Annotated in this window: 19 protein-coding genes; 1 reads left to right on the plus strand and 18 read right to left on the minus strand. The window is 46.0% G+C overall.

Annotation, left to right across the window (positions count from 1 at the left end):
- Positions 1-35 precede the first annotated feature (35 nt).
- From NSU15_RS20325 to NSU15_RS20405, 17 genes are all read right to left on the minus strand, one after another.
- Entirely contained in the window at positions 36-554 is a 519-nt protein-coding gene (locus NSU15_RS20325; RefSeq protein WP_339287400.1) for a DUF5590 domain-containing protein, read from the minus strand.
- A gap of 168 nt (positions 555-722) precedes the next feature.
- A complete protein-coding gene (locus NSU15_RS20330) occupies positions 723-2,024 on the minus strand; it encodes an amidohydrolase (protein ID WP_339287401.1) in 1,302 nt (433 codons plus the stop codon).
- The gene (locus NSU15_RS20335) at positions 2,014-2,664 is read right to left on the minus strand and encodes a redox-sensing transcriptional repressor Rex (RefSeq protein WP_042129497.1); all 651 of its coding nucleotides are present in this window, start codon (positions 2,662-2,664) and stop codon (positions 2,014-2,016) included. The genes NSU15_RS20330 and NSU15_RS20335 overlap by 11 nt, the downstream gene beginning before the upstream one ends.
- Positions 2,665-2,797: 133 nt before the next feature.
- Positions 2,798-5,659, minus strand: coding sequence for an ATP-dependent DNA helicase DinG (gene dinG / locus NSU15_RS20340; protein ID WP_339287402.1), 2,862 nt, complete (start codon positions 5,657-5,659; stop codon positions 2,798-2,800).
- 136 nt (positions 5,660-5,795) lie between these two features.
- The gene (locus NSU15_RS20345; RefSeq protein ID WP_339287403.1) at positions 5,796-6,437 is read right to left on the minus strand and encodes a hypothetical protein; all 642 of its coding nucleotides are present in this window, start codon (positions 6,435-6,437) and stop codon (positions 5,796-5,798) included.
- A 111-nt stretch (positions 6,438-6,548) separates the two neighbouring features.
- Positions 6,549-6,932, minus strand: coding sequence for an aspartate 1-decarboxylase (gene panD / locus NSU15_RS20350; protein WP_042129504.1), 384 nt, complete (start codon positions 6,930-6,932; stop codon positions 6,549-6,551).
- Positions 6,925-7,815 carry a pantoate--beta-alanine ligase gene (panC, locus tag NSU15_RS20355; protein ID WP_042129506.1) on the minus strand — a complete coding sequence of 297 codons (891 nt, stop codon included), beginning with the start codon at positions 7,813-7,815 and terminating at the stop codon, positions 6,925-6,927. The genes panD and panC overlap by 8 nt, the downstream gene beginning before the upstream one ends.
- Before the next feature lies 1 nt (position 7,816).
- A complete protein-coding gene (panB, locus tag NSU15_RS20360; protein WP_339287404.1) occupies positions 7,817-8,683 on the minus strand; it encodes a 3-methyl-2-oxobutanoate hydroxymethyltransferase in 867 nt (288 codons plus the stop codon).
- Positions 8,684-9,019: 336 nt separating this feature from the next.
- A complete protein-coding gene (locus NSU15_RS20365) occupies positions 9,020-9,820 on the minus strand; it encodes a biotin--[acetyl-CoA-carboxylase] ligase (protein ID WP_339287405.1) in 801 nt (266 codons plus the stop codon).
- Positions 9,810-10,286 carry a hypothetical protein gene (locus NSU15_RS20370; protein WP_339287406.1) on the minus strand — a complete coding sequence of 159 codons (477 nt, stop codon included), beginning with the start codon at positions 10,284-10,286 and terminating at the stop codon, positions 9,810-9,812. The genes NSU15_RS20365 and NSU15_RS20370 overlap by 11 nt, the downstream gene beginning before the upstream one ends.
- A 123-nt stretch (positions 10,287-10,409) precedes the next feature.
- Positions 10,410-11,168 (minus strand): CCA tRNA nucleotidyltransferase, encoded by a 759-nt coding sequence (locus NSU15_RS20375; protein ID WP_339287407.1) that lies wholly within the window; start codon positions 11,166-11,168, stop codon positions 10,410-10,412.
- A 10-nt stretch (positions 11,169-11,178) separates the two neighbouring features.
- On the minus strand, positions 11,179-12,336 hold the full coding sequence (gene bshA / locus NSU15_RS20380; protein ID WP_339287408.1) for an N-acetyl-alpha-D-glucosaminyl L-malate synthase BshA: 1,158 nt from the start codon (positions 12,334-12,336) through the stop codon (positions 11,179-11,181).
- Positions 12,337-12,356: 20 nt separating this feature from the next.
- Positions 12,357-13,067 carry a bacillithiol biosynthesis deacetylase BshB1 gene (gene bshB1 / locus NSU15_RS20385; RefSeq protein ID WP_042129515.1) on the minus strand — a complete coding sequence of 237 codons (711 nt, stop codon included), beginning with the start codon at positions 13,065-13,067 and terminating at the stop codon, positions 12,357-12,359.
- Entirely contained in the window at positions 13,064-13,486 is a 423-nt protein-coding gene (locus tag NSU15_RS20390; RefSeq protein ID WP_042129517.1) for a methylglyoxal synthase, read from the minus strand. The genes bshB1 and NSU15_RS20390 overlap by 4 nt, the downstream gene beginning before the upstream one ends.
- A gap of 15 nt (positions 13,487-13,501) precedes the next feature.
- Entirely contained in the window at positions 13,502-14,305 is an 804-nt protein-coding gene (gene dapB, locus NSU15_RS20395; RefSeq protein ID WP_042129520.1) for a 4-hydroxy-tetrahydrodipicolinate reductase, read from the minus strand.
- A 33-nt stretch (positions 14,306-14,338) separates the two neighbouring features.
- Positions 14,339-14,860, minus strand: a complete 522-nt coding sequence (locus tag NSU15_RS20400) for a tetratricopeptide repeat protein (RefSeq protein ID WP_042129521.1) — start codon at positions 14,858-14,860, stop codon at positions 14,339-14,341.
- Positions 14,861-14,919: 59 nt separating this feature from the next.
- Positions 14,920-15,249 carry a nucleotide pyrophosphohydrolase gene (locus NSU15_RS20405; protein ID WP_036676271.1) on the minus strand — a complete coding sequence of 110 codons (330 nt, stop codon included), beginning with the start codon at positions 15,247-15,249 and terminating at the stop codon, positions 14,920-14,922.
- Between the two features lie 168 nt (positions 15,250-15,417).
- Between NSU15_RS20405 and NSU15_RS20410 the strand changes: the two genes are divergently transcribed.
- Positions 15,418-16,287 carry a YitT family protein gene (locus NSU15_RS20410; protein WP_076119766.1) on the plus strand — a complete coding sequence of 290 codons (870 nt, stop codon included), beginning with the start codon at positions 15,418-15,420 and terminating at the stop codon, positions 16,285-16,287.
- Positions 16,288-16,344: 57 nt separating this feature from the next.
- Here the strand turns inward: NSU15_RS20410 and NSU15_RS20415 are convergent, their stop codons facing one another.
- Complete coding sequence (locus tag NSU15_RS20415) at positions 16,345-17,244, minus strand: sporulation protein YpjB (RefSeq protein WP_339287409.1); 900 nt, start codon at positions 17,242-17,244, stop codon at positions 16,345-16,347.
- Positions 17,245-17,255 lie beyond the last annotated feature (11 nt).

The following is a 17,255-nucleotide window of genomic DNA, read 5'->3' on the forward strand; positions in this document are numbered from 1 at the left end:
GTCCGCTTGTTTCTAGTATAGTACTTTTGTTTATTTTAGCGGCTGGGTAAACTATATCCTTCACCCATTCGAGCTCCATCTGAGAACCGATAAAATTGATAATAATAACGACCGCTTTGTTTATAAAAAAGCTGCCATGCATACTCTCCGTTATATACCCCCGGCAACAACCGCTCGATACTAATGTCCGGAAGATCAGCTTTAATTATGCTGCGTATTTTCGCTTCAGAGGTCCCTTTACTCAGTTCCTCAGCATATACTGCGTCGTTGCCTTCTGCAAACTTCCCGTCTACAGTAAAGCGTACCCATACCATCAACTCGGTCCCGGATTGATTCTTCCCTGTTAAGACCCAGTACACTGCATTTTCATCCCACACGGATTTCTGTGCTTTAGTTACCTCTGTCAGACCAGCGCTGGTTTTGGCGATATCCTTAGCAATATCTCGCTCGTTCCATTGATCTTTCATAATATAGGCATAGAACTGGATAAGTCCAAACAGAAGGAGCAGAATCAGAACTGACCCCAGGAGGATCCATTTTTTCCTTTTCTTCAAGGTGCAGCTCCCTTTCTAGTAATATATCTTTTTTGATTATATAACACACCCGTGTGTTTATCCAAAGTTTCATATTCATTCATATAAATTCTTATATTTACAGAAAAGGCCGTAACTTTTGCAAACGCAGAAAGTCACAGCCTTACAGTTAATTCTTATCATCTTAGACTAGCGCTTGAGCAGCCCCTCAAAGGATTCTTGCGCCTTACGACGGATAGCTTCCTCATCTAACGTTACACATTGTCCATGTTTTACAACCTGTTTACCATTCACCCATACATGCTCAACATCCTTGGCACTGGCAGAGTATACAGCATGAGACAGCAAATCTGTGTGCGGTAGTAAATGCGGCTGGTCTATATCAATCGCGATAAAGTCAGCTTTCATGCCTACAGCGAGCCTGCCCACATCATTTAAAAAGATAGACTTCGCGCCATACTCTGTAGCCATACTCAGAGCTTCCGGAGCCGGTACAGCCGTAGGATCACCACTTACACCTTTATGGATAAGTGCTGCAAGACGCATCTCTTCAAACATATCCAAGTTATTATTACTTGCCGCGCCATCTGTACCCAGCGACACCTTCACACCGGCCTTTAGAAGATCCGTAACACGAGCAACTCCACTAGCCAGTTTTAGATTACTTCCCGGGTTATGAGATACACCTACATTATGACGAGCCAGAATCTCGATCTCTTCATCATTCAAATGAACGCCATGAGCAACAATAGACGGACGTGTGAACATTCCAAGCTTCTCTAAATGCGCTACAGGCCGCAGGCCGTAATCCACTACATTCTGCTCCACTTCGCGATTCGTTTCGGACATATGTGTATGCATCGGTAAATCCAAATCATGCGCCGCCTGTACAAACTTAACAAAGAAATCCGGTGGGCAAGTATATGGAGCGTGTGGCGAGATCATCGTTGTAATTCTACCGTCAGCCTTTCCATGCCAGTTCCGTGCAAAAGAAATCGCTTCCGCAAGCTTGTGATTCTGTACTTCCTCTGGACAAAGACCGATTACGCCTCTCATCAATACGGAACGGATGCCTGATAATTCGACCACCTCAGCTACTCGATCCATATGATCATACATATCCAGGAAGGTTGTAGTGCCACCTTTCAGCATTTCCAGAACAGACAAGGAGGTTCCCCAGTATACATCTTCTCCGGTGAACTTCTCTTCCATCGGCCACATTTTTTCCTGAAGCCACACTTGAAGCGCCAAATCATCTCCATAACCACGAAGCAATGACATTGCAGCATGGCCGTGTGTGTTTACCAGACCAGGCATAAACAACAGACGACTGCCATCAACAACTTGCACACCTTCTTCCATCAGAGGCTCTTCTTTTCCTATGTAAGTGATCAAATCATCTTCAATAGTCATATATCCACTAAGAACAGGCTCATCCGTTCCCGGAATAAGAAAACGCCCGCCTTTGATAATCGTTTTACTACTCTTCATTTCCGCTTTCTTCCTTTCCGTCTTTCAAATAATAAGCAAGGCTTTGCAAATCCGTTGTAAAATCGGCTGCATGAACCCGGATATTCGGTGGTGTTTTTAGAATCACTGGTGCAAAATTCAAAATCGCCTCAATGCCAGATTCAATAAGAATATCTGCTACATTCTGCGCTTCTGAGTCAGGTACTGTAATAATCCCAATTCGAATGCCTTGCTCACGAACTGTCTGACCTAGCTCCTCCATGGGTTGAACCGTAAGAGAGTTGATTTTCCGCCCTACCTTAGGTGCATAAGAGTCAAATATAGCGGTAATCTTCATAGTATCCTTCAGATAAGCATTATAATTAGATAATGCATGTCCAAGGTTACCGGCACCTACTAATGCCACATTCAGCTGTTGGTCCAGCTTCAAAATATGACGGATTTTCTCAATAAGATAAGTTACGTCATACCCGATACCTTTTCTACCGAAGTCTCCAAAATACGCTAAATCTTTACGGATTTGAGCGGGATTCAGATCAAGTTTTTGTCCTAATTCTTGCGAGGAAACGGTTAATATTTCACGTTTCTGGAGATCATTCAAGAAACGTAAGTATACAGGAAGTCTGCGAACAACGGCTTCTGATATTTTATCCGATTTCATAATTTACCTCCTAATTTAAGTACTATTCTGTTTGAATCCAATTAAAATTTCTGTACCTCGTCTCAATGAAGAGCGGTATTCTCTTATACCGCCCTTCATTGTGGAGTGATTAATTAAACAGAAGATGTCCTTCTTAAGAAACGCCTCCGTCTTCCAACCACTCTGCTATACGAGGAACCATTTGATCCGTAAGCATATGTTCCATTTTCGGGCCAGGCAACGAATAAAGGAAATACTTCCCATAATGAGATTCGATAACCCTAGTGTCATACACTATAACAATACCCCGATCCTGCGCTGTCCGTACCAGTCTTCCAAATCCTTGCTTGAAGCGGATAACTGCCTGAGGCACCGACAATTTCATAAACGGATTCTTCTTCTGGGCTTGTAATAACTCAGACTTCGCTTCCGCTAGAGGGTGATTAGGCGGTTGAAATGGAAGCCTCACGATGGCCAGGCATGTCAATGCCTCACCCGGAATATCTACTCCCTCCCAGAAGCTGCTAGTTCCAAGCAGAACTGAAGCAGCACTGTCCTGAAAGCGTCGAATCAGCTTACTGCGGCTTCCACCTTCCACGCCTTGACCTAGCACCGTGATTTCTTGTGAGGCTAGAGCCTCTTTCAGAGGATCGTAAACTTGGCGCAGCATCTTGTAAGAAGTAAACAGAACAAGCATCCGTCCGCGTGTCGTAATAGCCGCTTCTGCTAGTGACTGTACGAGCGTATCGACAAATCGGGCATCACCCACACTGCCCTTCACACTAGGGAAATCCCGTGGAATTACTAATAGTGCCTGCTCCCGATACTTAAAGGGAGAAGGAAGGAGAGATGTCATTAGACGCCCCTCTTCCGCAGCTTCATTAAGTCCGAGATTATCAATCATAAACTGGAACGATTTATCGACAGAAAGCGTCGCCGAAGTTAACACAATACTTTTCTTTTTGTCGAAGAACAGCTCTTTAAGCTGGGTACTAACATCAACAGGGACGGCATATAGCTGTAGCGATTTGCTGCGATAATTTCCATTCGCCTCCAGCCAATATACTACATTCTCGTCGTTTAATCCCATAAAAAACCGTACTTGCTCACGTATAGAAGCTAAATCCTTAAATAAGCCGCTAATATCGGTTACTAAACTATCTGAAGAAGATTGACCTTCTTGATCACGCATCTCATTAAGCATTTTATCACCCTTACGGATAATTTCGCTCAATGTCAGATTCATAGTATTCTCCAAAGCAACCAATTCATCCCAATCTTTCGGTTTACGGGTAGGAAGTAACCGCATGACTAGCTGTCCAGCTTCTCCCGCCGCTGCATCGCTACGTTCCGGCAAGAGGCTAAATAGCTTGTCACTAAGTAGATCCCAGGTTTCTTTTACAGTAAGCAGATCTGGATAGATTCTATCGATAACTCCGCTCCATTCAGAAGCTTCCTCACTGCCTGATGACTGAAGCATTTGACGAAGCGTTGGGAGTTGGCCGTTACGACTATCCTTGTATAATCGGGACAGCGTGTGAGCCACCGTGAAATGCTTCATATGCATACCTAAATGCTTGCCAGCCACGTCCTCCAGATGGTGGGCCTCATCAATAACAAGATGTTCATAAGCCGGGAGTAGCTGGTGCCCAGCCTTAACATCTGCGAAAAGCTTAGAGTGGTTCGTAATAACCACGTCAGCAATACCCGCTTCATGTTTTGCCCGATGGTAATAACACTTGCGGAACCAAGGACAGGAGCGACCGAGACAAGAATCGGTATCGCTTGCTACCGTCTCCCAGAAATCTCCGCCACGACCGCTTAAATTGAGCTCTTCGTCATCCCCTGATTCACTTTGTGTCAACCAAACGATCATCTGAGCCGCAGTAAGTGCATCTTCCCTTGGACTTATAAAGTCTTTTTTATTAATTTTATGTTCAAACTTACGAAGACACAAATAATGCCCTCTGCCTTTAAAAATCGCAGCTTTAAATGGAAACGGAACTACCTGCGTTAACAAAGGAATATCACGCTCACGCAATTGATCCTGCAGATTAATGGTATGAGTGCTGACCATAACTTTCTCATTAGTACGAACACTTTGGTATATGGCAGGCAACAAATAACCAAGCGATTTGCCGGTTCCTGTCCCTGCTTCGATCAATAGATGTTTGTCTTCGGCAAGTGCCGTTATCACCTCATTGATCATAATATCCTGAGCTTCTCGGCTTTCATACTGTGGCAAAGTGTCTTTAAGCCGTTTCGTTACTTCATCCATATAATCTGTAAATGATAAATTCTGTAGCGGATTCTCAGCATGCTCGTCGCGAGGTGGAGCTAGTTCATTCCAATCCCCTACTGCAAGCGCTAATTGACGATAGAAAGTCAGATCACCTTCGGGTTGAAGCGTCTCCGCTTCCCGCTCACGCAGCAGACCATCAAAATACCAACCTAAATCACTATCCTCTTCGGTAAACAGCTCACATAGTCGCTGGATGGTGAGTAACGGTAAACTATAAAGCTCCTCCAGACATTTCAACAGCACAAGAGCTGTCGCCAGTGCATCACTATCTGCCTGATGCGGACGATCATGTGTCACTCCAAAATGTGCACTAACTGACCCTAGTTGATAGGATGTTAGGGAAGGAAAGCAGATTTTTAGAAAATCAATCGTATCTAAAATCCGCCCTTGAAATGGTAAATACCCACATCTGTCTAAAGCATTTTGCAAAAAATGGAAGTCAAATGCGACATTATGCCCTACAAGCACAACATCATCCAAGAGTGGAACAAGCTCCATCATCATCTCATCCAGCTCAGGCGCATCCTTTACATCATCGTCGGTAATCCCCGTCAGACCAGTTATAAAAGGAGGTATCGGCGTTCCGGGCTTGACGTAGGAACCATATACCCGGGAGATGGACCGGTCTTCTTCTATAATTGCAAGGCCAACCTGGATAATTTCACCCACGGATTGGGTTCCCGTTGTTTCAAAATCAAGCACGGCAAATTTCATTATAATTCTATTCCCTTTCAATTGAGACTCTTAATCAGCATAACAGAAGTTGCGAAAAAAGGCGATGCACACCACTGGTTCAGGGGATGCATCGCTTGAATGAAAATGCGGAATAATAAACCGTAAACGTAATAATTTACAATAATGAAACAAGCTGATTTCCGAAATGAAGCTTTCCTCCACGGCGGCGGCAAACCTCCAAATTAACCGTTGGTTCAGGAAGTGCAGGGTCAAGCTGCAATGAGAGGCCAAACAGCTCCTGCGCTTCATTGAAGCGTTCCTGTGAAGCCCGGATGCAGCCTAAAGCATTATAAACCATTGCTTTCAGCTTGGTTTCCCGTATCAAACCGAGCATATGGTTCAAATGACTCCACGCTGCTTCCCCATTCCCTTCCTGAAGGTAAGAGATGGCTAAATATAAGCGAGCAGCCAAACTATCCGGATATTGCGCAATAACTTCCTTAAACTGCTCAATACATTTTCCATACATCAGCAGCTTATAATACCCCTGGCCTCTAACAAAAGTATCCATGCAGAGCTCGGGTGCTTCCTGCTCTGGCATGTCCTCTTCAGCCACAGTCGTAAAATCTACACTTTCACGAAAGTGACTTAGCTTCTCTGCAAAGGCCAGCCATTCATCCATTACTTTATCGCTTAGTCGGTGCAGCATATTATAATTGCATAAAAGCTCATTCCGGCGGGCACCCTCCGCTGTAGGGTAATCTGTAACGATCTCCTGAAGCACCTTGTTCATTTCAGCAAACAAATGTTGAAACATGGGCTATCCCCCTTTACTGAAGATGAAATCAGTTCAGCTTGCCTGACTTCATTTTCTGCGAGAACGGGGTCTTTCATCCCTGCCATTCATTACATGGCGTAAGTCCATTATTTAAGCGATTGTAGCATGCAATTCATGATCAGCCAGCTTGACGGGTCTGTTGTTCTCATCCACGAATACCACTGTTGGCTTATGCGACTCCAGTTCTTCCGAAGACAACATCGCATATGAAATAATAATTACTGTGTCTCCTGGTTGAACAAGACGGGCGGCTGCACCATTCAGACAGATCACACCACTTCCGCGAGGTCCAGGAATAACATACGTTTCTAACCGTGAACCATTATTGTTATCCACGATCTGTACTTTTTCATTTTCAAGAATATCTGCCGCTTCCATTAAGTTCTCATCAATGGTAATACTACCCACATAATTCAAGTTCGCTTCTGTCACCGTAGCGCGGTGAATTTTGGATTTCATCATATGTCTAAACAAGAGCGGCAACCTCCTTTGGAATAAATACATTATTGTCAATTAAGCGTGTTCTGCCAAACTTCACAGCAAGCGCTATAATAATTTCCCCTTCTACATCCGTTATTAAAGCTTCGTGGTCTAAACTTTCCAGATTAGGGAATGTCAGTATTTCCGCATAATCAATGACCGCCAAAGGAGAGCTGGAAATAACCGATGTCAACAATTCCCGCACTTCAGCAACGGTTCTTACTTTTCCTTCTTCAATGGACTGACGTGCTTCACGTAAGGAACGAGATAGCACTAATGCCTGACTACGTTCCTCCGAAGATAAGAATACGTTTCGTGAGCTAAGCGCAAGTCCATCCCCTTCACGAATGATAGGGCAAGGTACAATTTCAACATTCATATTCAAATCGGATACCATTCGGCGGAGCACTGCTACTTGCTGGGCATCCTTTAGTCCAAAGAAAGCATAATCCGGCTGCACGATATTAAATAGTTTATTCACAACCGTAGTTACGCCATTAAAATGCCCTGGGCGCGAAGCTCCGCAAAGTCGAGTAGTAAGCTCAGATACTGAGACTGTAGTCCGGGTAGGCTGCGGATACATTTCTTCCACGCTGGGGATAAATACAATATCGACCCCTTCGCGTTCCGCCAGCTCCAAATCACGATCTTCATCGCGCGGATAGGAATCATAATCCTCATTCGGTCCAAACTGCAGCGGGTTCACAAATATGCTCATAACCACCGTGTTGCTCATTTCTCCTGCCCGCCGAAGCAGACTGGCATGTCCTTCGTGAAGATATCCCATGGTTGGAACAAAACCAATCGGGGTATGCCCACCTTGTCTCATATACTCCAAAGCTTCGCGCAGCTGCTCAATGCTTCTGACAACTCTCATCTTATTCCCCATCCTTTCCGGCACCGCCGTATAAAGATTCCAGAACGGTTTCATCTGCCTTAAAAACATGGCCTTCATCTGGGAACGAGCGATCCTTCACTTCTTGCACATATTGGCTAATCCCCTCACGAATTACATTACCCACATCCGCATAGGTTTTGACAAAACGTTTCTCACGATAGGGTGAGGCATACCGCAGCAAATCATGGAAAACCAATACCTGACCGTCACAATAACGGCCTGCACCAATCCCAATGGTCGGAATGCTCAGTGCCTCAGAAATCGCTTGTGCGACTTCTTCTGTCACCAGCTCCAGTACGACTGCAAATGCACCGGCTGCTTCAAGCGCCTTGGCCTCATCCATCAGGCGTTTTGCGTCTTTGGCGTCCTTACCTTGAATACGGTAGCCCCCAATCATATTTACCGATTGTGGTGTAAGTCCAATATGCCCAAGCACAGGGACTCCCGCAGCTACAACTGCAGCGACTGTCTCACAAATTTCGAGACCGCCTTCCATTTTGACGGCATGAGCCCGCCCTTCCTGCATTAGTCTGCGCACACCCCGCAGGCTCTCATCTACACTTCCGTGATAGGTCATAAACGGCATATCTGCCACAATGAACGTATTTTGTGCGCCTCGAGTTACGGAACGAGTATGGTAGACCATATCGTCAATCGTAACGGGTAAAGTTGTATCATATCCAAGTACCACGTTTCCCAGGGAGTCACCCACCAGGATAAGGTCGATACCGGCTTCTTCAGCAAGTAGAGCCGATGGGTAATCATAAGCGGTCAACATACTCAACCGTTCACCATCTGCTTTCATTTTTTTCATTTTCACAATATTAAGTGCTTGTTTGTTTGCCATTTCTCTCTTCGTCCTCCTTTTTGAAATAACATCCCCGTAAAAATCGCAACAAAAAAACCCTTTAGCAATCATTTGCTAAAAAGGTCCGAAGGGCAAAAAAGAGTCACTCGCGATCGTCCCTTCTGTCTCGGTCCTTACGGCTCAGAGCAGAATCCAACGTAACCGTCTAACGCAGTTATGAAGGTAATTCCAATAATAAAAACATTATAAATTCATCAGATCAAGAGTACAGTTCGTAAAACGATACCGCCTCCGACCCATAGTATATCAAAAAGGACTCGGAATTACACGAAAAAAATATGACAAGGGATGACACCCCTGCCATATTGAAAAGACTTATAAAAGCTCAATTTCACCTGAGCATACATTTGAAATGTCCCCTGAGCTATTTTTAAGGAGTAGTCCGCCTAAGTTGTCCAGACCTACTACGACGCCTTCAGAACGCCCCTGAGGGCTATTCAGGGCGATTTGGCGCCCCAATGTAACTGACATCGACTCCCATAGCTCTTTGATGGGTTTAAAACCTTGATTCATATACAGATTGTAATGCAATTCCAACTCATCGAGCACAGCCCTAACCAGCTCCGAACGGTCAATAGGAACACCGCTCCGCTGTATCCGAAGTGAAGTTGCCACTTCTTTCAGATGATCAGGATAATCGTCTTCAGTCAAGTTCGCAGAAATCCCAATTCCGGCGATGCAATAATGAAGCTCCCCTTCTCTTAGCGAAGACTCAAGCAAAATTCCGCATATCTTACGACCGCCCGCAAGCAAATCATTCGGCCATTTAATACCGGCATCGACTCCGGTCACACGACGTATTGCTTTACAAACAGCAACCCCAGCAAGCAGTGTTAACTGCGGAGTCTGTAACAAGGGTAAATTCGGCCGCAATACTATACTCATCCAAATCCCTTTGCCACGAGGAGAAAACCAATTTCTGCCCATTCTCCCCCTAGCGCCGGTTTGTTCTTCAGCGATTACGGTTGTTCCTTCTGGTGCGCCGCTTTCTGCCAATCGTTTGGCTTCCTCCTGAGTAGATACGACAGACTCTAGAAGCTGAACTCTGTCTATCCAATTCGAATCGGAAGCTTCCTGCTTCAATTCGGTTAGCGACAGCGCCTTATCATAGCTCATGTCCATCCATCCTTTTTGCTTCAAACAGCAATACTTGTTTATTGTTTAGTAGATCTCCCGAAGCAGTCGCTTGCAGAAGTGCACTCAGCATATTGCCGAGCCAAGGACCCGGACGTTTCACAAGCGCTTCCGCCAGCTCATTACCTGTAACAGCAAGCTCGGATAAGCTCTTAAGCGGCATCTGTGAGATCCAGTCTCTTGCAGCTTGCAAATAGATCAAGCCATTTACAAGCTCTGGCGCCGCTGGGGTGACAGCGGGTGAAATCTCTGAAACCGCTGGCGGGTTCGCAGCGGGAAGGCCACCTGCTGGCAAGATCGCCAGCAGCGAGAGCCACCCTTCGGCGGCTTCCACGCCGAAGGTCAGCACGGCGGCGAGGAAGCGCCGCCGCAGTAGATCCGTGCCGCCCGGTTCCCCCGGCGGCACTGCCACCAGGGCAGCGGTCCAAGCTTCGCGGACCCGCAGCACCTGGACGACGCTGGTACGCGTCGTCCCAGAGAACGTCCATGCCCGCAGCAGCTCATCGGCCTCCTGGGCCGACTGCTTCAGGGCATGGAGGAGAAGCGCCCACCCCAGGTGGGCGCTCTCCAGTTACCCTATCCCGGCCGTCAAGGCGGCAGCAGCTGCCAGATCGGTTCCGGTCCAGGGGAACGGGGCTTTGCCGCGCGCGAGCAGTTCACAGCGCGCTAGCATTGCAAGTCCGCGCCGAGGATGCGGCCCCTCTACGATGCGGTCCAGCTCCGCGCGGACGCGCTCCACAGCAATATGCGCCAGCTTATCTCGCTGGCGCAACAGTCCCCTCCACGTATTCTTGGCGATGGAGAAATCTAACACCGATGCGAAACGAACGCAGCGAAGCATGCGTAGCGCATCCTCATCGAACCGTTCCTCCGCATCCCCCACACAGCGGATCACACGGAGAGCTAGATCCTTCTCGCCTCCGAAGGGATCAATCAAATCTCCGTCCAGTCCGCAGCATATTGCGTTAATCGTAAAATCGCGACGACGCAAATCTTCCTTCACATCACTAACAAATTCAACATGTTCCGGACGACGATGATCGACATACCCACTTTCAGTTCGGTATGTCGTCACTTCAAACCCATGCCCATCCTGAAGCACGGTGACCGTCCCATGTGCTAGCCCTGTCGGAATACTGCGTGCGAAGATGGCTATCACTTCCTCCGGCACTGCTGAAGTTGTAATATCCATATCATGTACTGGCCTACCCAACAGCTCATCGCGAATGCAGCCTCCGACCCAAAAAGCCTCATGGCCGTTCTGAGTTAGCTCAGAAATTACATTTTCCGCCGCAAGAGCCATAGCGGATGGCGCCATTTTCCATTTCATTACGAACCCCTTACCCCCTGACTGTATCCAGTCTAGGTACCTTGCGCCCGAGCACACGGTAATATATATCTTCATACTGACTTGTAATCGAATCCTTACAGAAATCTTTGCAGGCTGTTTCCAGACAGGCTTGTCTGAATTGCTGCACCATGCGATCATCCGAAAGGAGTTTAATTGCATATTTCGCCATAGTGTCCGTATCACCAATCGGAGCAATAAATCCTGTCTTGCCATGCTCAATTAGCTCTGGAATCCCTCCGGTTTGAGAACCTATAGTCGGTACTCCACAGGCCATCGCTTCTAGCGCAACCAGACCAAAGCTTTCCTTCTCTGACGGTAACAGCAGCAAATCAGCTAACGAAATGACTTGAGCGATCTCATCCTGTCTTCCTAAGAAGCGGACTTTATCTTCCAGACCCATTTCACTGATCTTAGCTTGAATCTTGGGAAGATCAGGCCCTTCGCCAACAAGCAGCAGTCGTGAAGGGATTTCACGATTCACTTTAGCAAAGATATCTACAACATCGCTTACCCTTTTAACTGGACGGAAGTTACTGATGTGCATCAGGATCTTCTCCTCAGTTGAAGCAAAATCTTCCCGAAGATTCGATACATCCCGCGGGTAATAGACACGATGATCAACGAAATTATAAGTGAGGTCAATCTCGCGAGTGATATCCAGCACTTCACGTGTTTCTCTAATGAGATCCTTCGATACAGCCGTTACAGCGTCACTTTCATTAATTCCAAGACGAATTAGATCTTTTAGAGATTCGTCCTGTCCAAGTACCGTAATGTCAGTGCCATGCAAGGTCGTTACAACCTTTATATCATTACCAAGCATTTGCTTGGCAAGAAAAGCACAAACAGCGTGTGGAACGGCATAATGAACATGGAACAGATCCAGATTCTGCATTTTAGCAACCTGAGCCATCTTCGTAGCAAGCGCTAAGTCATAAGGAGGATATTTAAATACGTAATAATCGTTAACTTCTACCTCATGATAAAATATATTTTTCTGAAACTTCCCTAACCGAAACGGAATACTGTGTGTAATAAAATGAACTTCGTGCCCCTTTTCGGCCAAGAGTTTTCCTAATTCAGTCGCTACTACACCTGAGCCGCCAAGAGACGGATAACAGGTAATACCTATTTTCAAACGATCCATGTTCCGTCCCCTTCTATACTTTATAAAGTATGATCCCCCGCAGTAAACAAATTTACCGCATAAGGAACTTTTGTAGCAAACCCTTCCGCATAAGGAATGAGTCTGCGCTGTCCAAGCAACATATCTCTAGAGCGGACCCGCTCAATGTAACCCTCCGTTAACGGTGTGGATACAGCATCGGCACCCAGCGGTTTGGTGAACTGAGAGCGATAACAGGACAACGCCTGCTCCTTTAACCCATATTGTTCAGTAACATCTACAATAAGATCCGTACGTCCAAGATCATTTATAAAATAAAAAAACAATTGTGGTGCTGAAACTGCCGGCTTGTCCGGCATATATTTACGTAGTTTGGCATTAAAGACCGCCTCTTCTACCAGCTTACTGCATGCTATATGATCAGGATGACGATCTTCCCAATAAGGAGCAAAAACTATCGCAGGCGCAAAACGGCGAATTTCTGCTGTAACAGCTGCTACATGCTCTTCCGTTATAAAAAGCCCTCTGTCTGATAAACCTAAATTCGTCCGCACCGATACACCAAGTAGATCAGCAGCTTGCTGCGCCTCTTCCTTGCGTAGCTCTACAGTACCATTCGAGGACATCTCTGCAGCCGTTAAATCGCACAGGCCCACTTTAAGGCCTGCGGCGGTATGTTTCGCAATCGTACCTGCCATACCGATCTCCGCGTCATCCGCATGAGCTCCAAATACAAGAATGTCCAGCTTCATTCATCGACACCTGGTTTGTATTTATGAACTAGTTCACGCCAAGCAAAGTCACCGCGATCAATCGCCTTCACAAGCACTTCAGCTGTCGCAATATTCGTAGCCACAGGTATACCGTATACGTCGCATAGACGAAGTAAAGCTGTAATATCTGGCTCATGTGGCTGTGCCATTAATGGGTCACGCAAGAAAATAATAAGATCCAATTCATCCTGCGCTACCATTGCGCCAATTTGCTGATCTCCACCTAACGGGCCGGACATATAGCGATGAATTTTCAAGCTAGTCACATCCATGATTCGTTGGCCAGTAGTCCCCGTGGAAAATAATTCATGACCTACAAAAACATGCTCATAGGCTAATACAAAATTTACGATTTCATCTTTTTTACGATCATGTGCAATAAATGCGATTTTTAACATGGTGTTCTCCCCTGTCTATTCTATAAAGTGCTCAAAACCATAGATCAAGCCAGTGTATTCCATTACCTTCTGAATCCCCATCTTAACGCCTGGCATATATCCTGCTCGCTCATAAGAATCATGCCGGATTTTTAAGGATTGTCCGAACCCGCCAAAAATCACTTCTTCTTGGGCAAACACACCAGGAAGACGGACACTATGTATCCGGAATCCGTTATAATAACCCCCGCGGGCACCTTCAATCGTTTCTTCTTCTTTAGGATTCCCTTGACGAAGCTCTTCCCGAACCTCTGAAATCATCTCTGCCGTTTTAATTGCAGTTCCGGATGGAGCATCCAGTTTCTGGTCACCATGATACTCGATAATCTCCAGATGCGGGAAGTATTTTGAAGCTTGAGCCGCAAATTTCATCAACAGAATAGCCCCTATGGAGAAATTAGGAGCTATGAGTCCGCCTATCCCCTGGTCTTGACACTGCTTGTCCAGTTCCACAATTTGCTCCGGTGTGAATCCGGTTGTACCGATAACCGGACGCACTCCGTATTTAATGGCTAGTGCTGTATTCGTATACGCTGATTGTGGTGTAGTGAAATCAACTACAACATCTCCATTGCTTCCCGCGAGGGCAGCCTCAAGATCTGAAGTTACAATAACTCCCGAGTCTTCTAGACCTACAAGACGGCCTGCGTCTATATCCATCGTTGAACGATCTACCGCAGCTGCCAGCTCTAACTCTTCGTCCTGCAGCACAAGTTTAATAACCTCTTTACCCATTCTCCCGCCTGCGCCGGATACGATAACTCTGATCTTGTTGCTCATATCTTTTCATCCTCGCCTTCACTGGTTATATAGTTACTGCATATACGATTGTATGGATTTCTGAAGGTCTACCATCAATTCTCGCAAGCCAGAATCATCCGGATGTAAAGAAATCACTTCTTTCAGGGCAGCTATAGCCTGAATATGCTCATTTACCCGACTATGCGCGATGGCAAGCCATACATAAGCATCCCCATATAATGGGTCAAGAGTGATGGCCTCTTTAAGCAGCGTAATCGGATGATACGGGTTGCGAGTTTTGTTATCTTCATCTTCTATCAACCGCTTAGCTTCCTGTACATGCATCATAGCCTGAAGATGTTGTAGATGTAGACTATACTCAGGTTTGCTACCGTCTAACTTCATAGCGGCCTGAGCATGAACTAAAGCTTTATCTAGCATACCACTGCGGGCATACGTTATGGAACAACGATATCTGACTTCTGCATCTGCCGGGCTTGCCGCAATCGCAGCCTCAAAGCAAACAATAGCTTCCGCAAAGTCACTTCGCAATATAGATCGGTAGGCTTCTCTTACATAATCTCTTTGATCCATATACACACCATCCTCACGGCTAAATCCCGTTCGTTTGGTACAGCATATGTTATAGAGGCCTAATCGGTGTCTTTTGGTGTCCAACGCCCAGCGTCTCGGGTATTAAACTTATGCATAACCTTATTATGCGCTTCAGTCAGATCTATCCCAAGAGAATTCGCAAAACAAACGGTAATAAACAGAATATCTCCCAGTTCAAGCTCAATAGAATTCTCTGCTTCATCAGACTTCTTCGGCTTTTCACCGAATTCATGATTAACTTCCCGCGCCAACTCTCCGACTTCCTCGGACATGCGGGCTAACATAGACAGCGGACTGAAGTACCCTTCTTTAAATTGCGATATATAAGCGTCTACTTCACGCTGAATGTCACCAAGACTTTTGTCCATAAAATGTATCTTTGCCCCCTCTGTATATCTTGCCTTCTGTTTGCCCCTATGTTATCGTAAAGACGTTTTGAAGACAAATCTTTTTTGAATATTTTAACACCTGCAAGAAAAGGTATACTTATTATAGGAAAAGAAAAACTGCCTTAACAAGGCCTAACGAGGGATTCCATGAATTCAAACAAGGTAATCACAATCAGTAAAACAGTTGCTCCCATCATGCTCGGCACTGCCGTATATGCATTCGGTCTACTGTATTTCATCATTCCCAGTCAGCTAATGGAAGGCGGCGTAACAGGTATCACACTGTTGCTTAATTATGCCTTTGACATCCCAATCTTTTTAACAACGCTGCTAATCAATCTTCCATTGTTTCTGCTGGGTTGGAAAGTCCTAGGCGGCCGCCAAATTGTATACACAGGTGTAGGGATCGGGTCTTTATCCCTTTTCTTGTGGATCTTCGAAAGATTGATCTCTGCCGGATGGATCGTGCCGTTCAGCACCGAACATGACTTTATTCTTGCTGCACTATACGCAGGGGTGACACTTGGAACAGGGCTTGGGATTGTGTTCCGTTTTGGTGGCACAACAGGTGGCGTAGACATTGTAGCAAGAATTCTGGGACGGAATTTCGGCTGGAGCATGGGACAGATTATTCTGGCTATCGACATTTTCATTATCGGTTCTTCCATCTTCTATATTCCCAAAGAAAAAATTCTATACACTCTCGTCGCAGTGTTTATCGCTTCACGTGTTATTGATTTCATCCAGGAAGGCGCTTATGCCGCCAAAGCTTTTACTATCATTAGTGACGAGGCACCCCAAATTGCCGATCTAATAACTGCTGAATTAGAACGAGGAGTAACGCTCATCCCCGCCATCGGTGCGTATTCTAAGCAAGCCAAGCATATGGTGTATTGTGTGGTCTCAAGGCAGGAAATTCGCCGTCTTAGTTTATTAGTCAAATCAATTGATCCGCACGCGTTCGTAATTATAAGTGATGTGCATGATGTTCAAGGCGAGGGATTCAGAGAAACATAAAGAAAAAGGAGCGAGGACTCTTCCCGCTCCTTTTTGTTATTCATTAAGCCAATTTCACTAAATCGGCTTGAATTTTTGATTTTCTCCACGATACTTACGATAGCCCACATAAGCTAATGCTGCAATTATAAAGCTTGCGGCTAGCCCTCCCCAAATCCCAAATTCTTGTGAGGCCAGGGGTAATGACAAAGCAGGCTCATCCTTCGATTTTCCGAACATTACCCGCACCGCATCCTGACCGTAAGACACTATTTCAAGCAACCGGGCCCGTTCGATTTTTTGTGAAGAAGAAGGAATGCCTGCTGCATAAGAGAGCCAAGAATCAAAAGCATTTACAACTTCTGCTTGACGGGAGACGATCACTGCTGGCCGAATATTCTCGTACCTGCTCTGCAGCCTCTCTACAGCCGCTTTCCATCCAGCCAGATCATTTGCAGCACCGCTTCGTTCCATCGCATTCAGATCTTCGCGGATTAGCTTATAATACTGCAGCCAAATGGGCTGTCCAGGTTGATTTAGACTGTTGGCGGCTAACCGTAACTTGGTTGCTGTAGTCTCCAATTGCTGTTGAGATATTTTTGCACTTGCCACTGCGGCCTTCAGGTCCATAATTACCCCTGACAGCGCATTAATGCCCTCTACAGAAGTCATTCCTTCAAAGGAAGAGGACACTAAGATCCTAGAGAGCTCTTCGGTTTCTTCTCGGACCTTCATCACATCGCCTTCCAAGACATACCCATACAATGCCTCAGCGGCTTGTTCTAGCTGCTGTGCTCCAGTTTTCCCACTCATCACAACCAAACCGTTGCCCGAACTAACATCGGCGCTTTGCTTCGAAACATTGCCAGAACCTTCACCAGCATTCGCTTGCGCTGCTGAAGCTTTTTCAACATTCATGCTGGCCAGTAACCAGCAAAATACTAGAATAACCAACACATAATATCTCCCGCGGAGCATGAGACATCCCC

The organism is Paenibacillus sp. FSL E2-0201 (assembly GCF_037963325.1).
Classification (GTDB): Bacteria; Bacillota; Bacilli; order Paenibacillales; family Paenibacillaceae; genus Paenibacillus_AQ.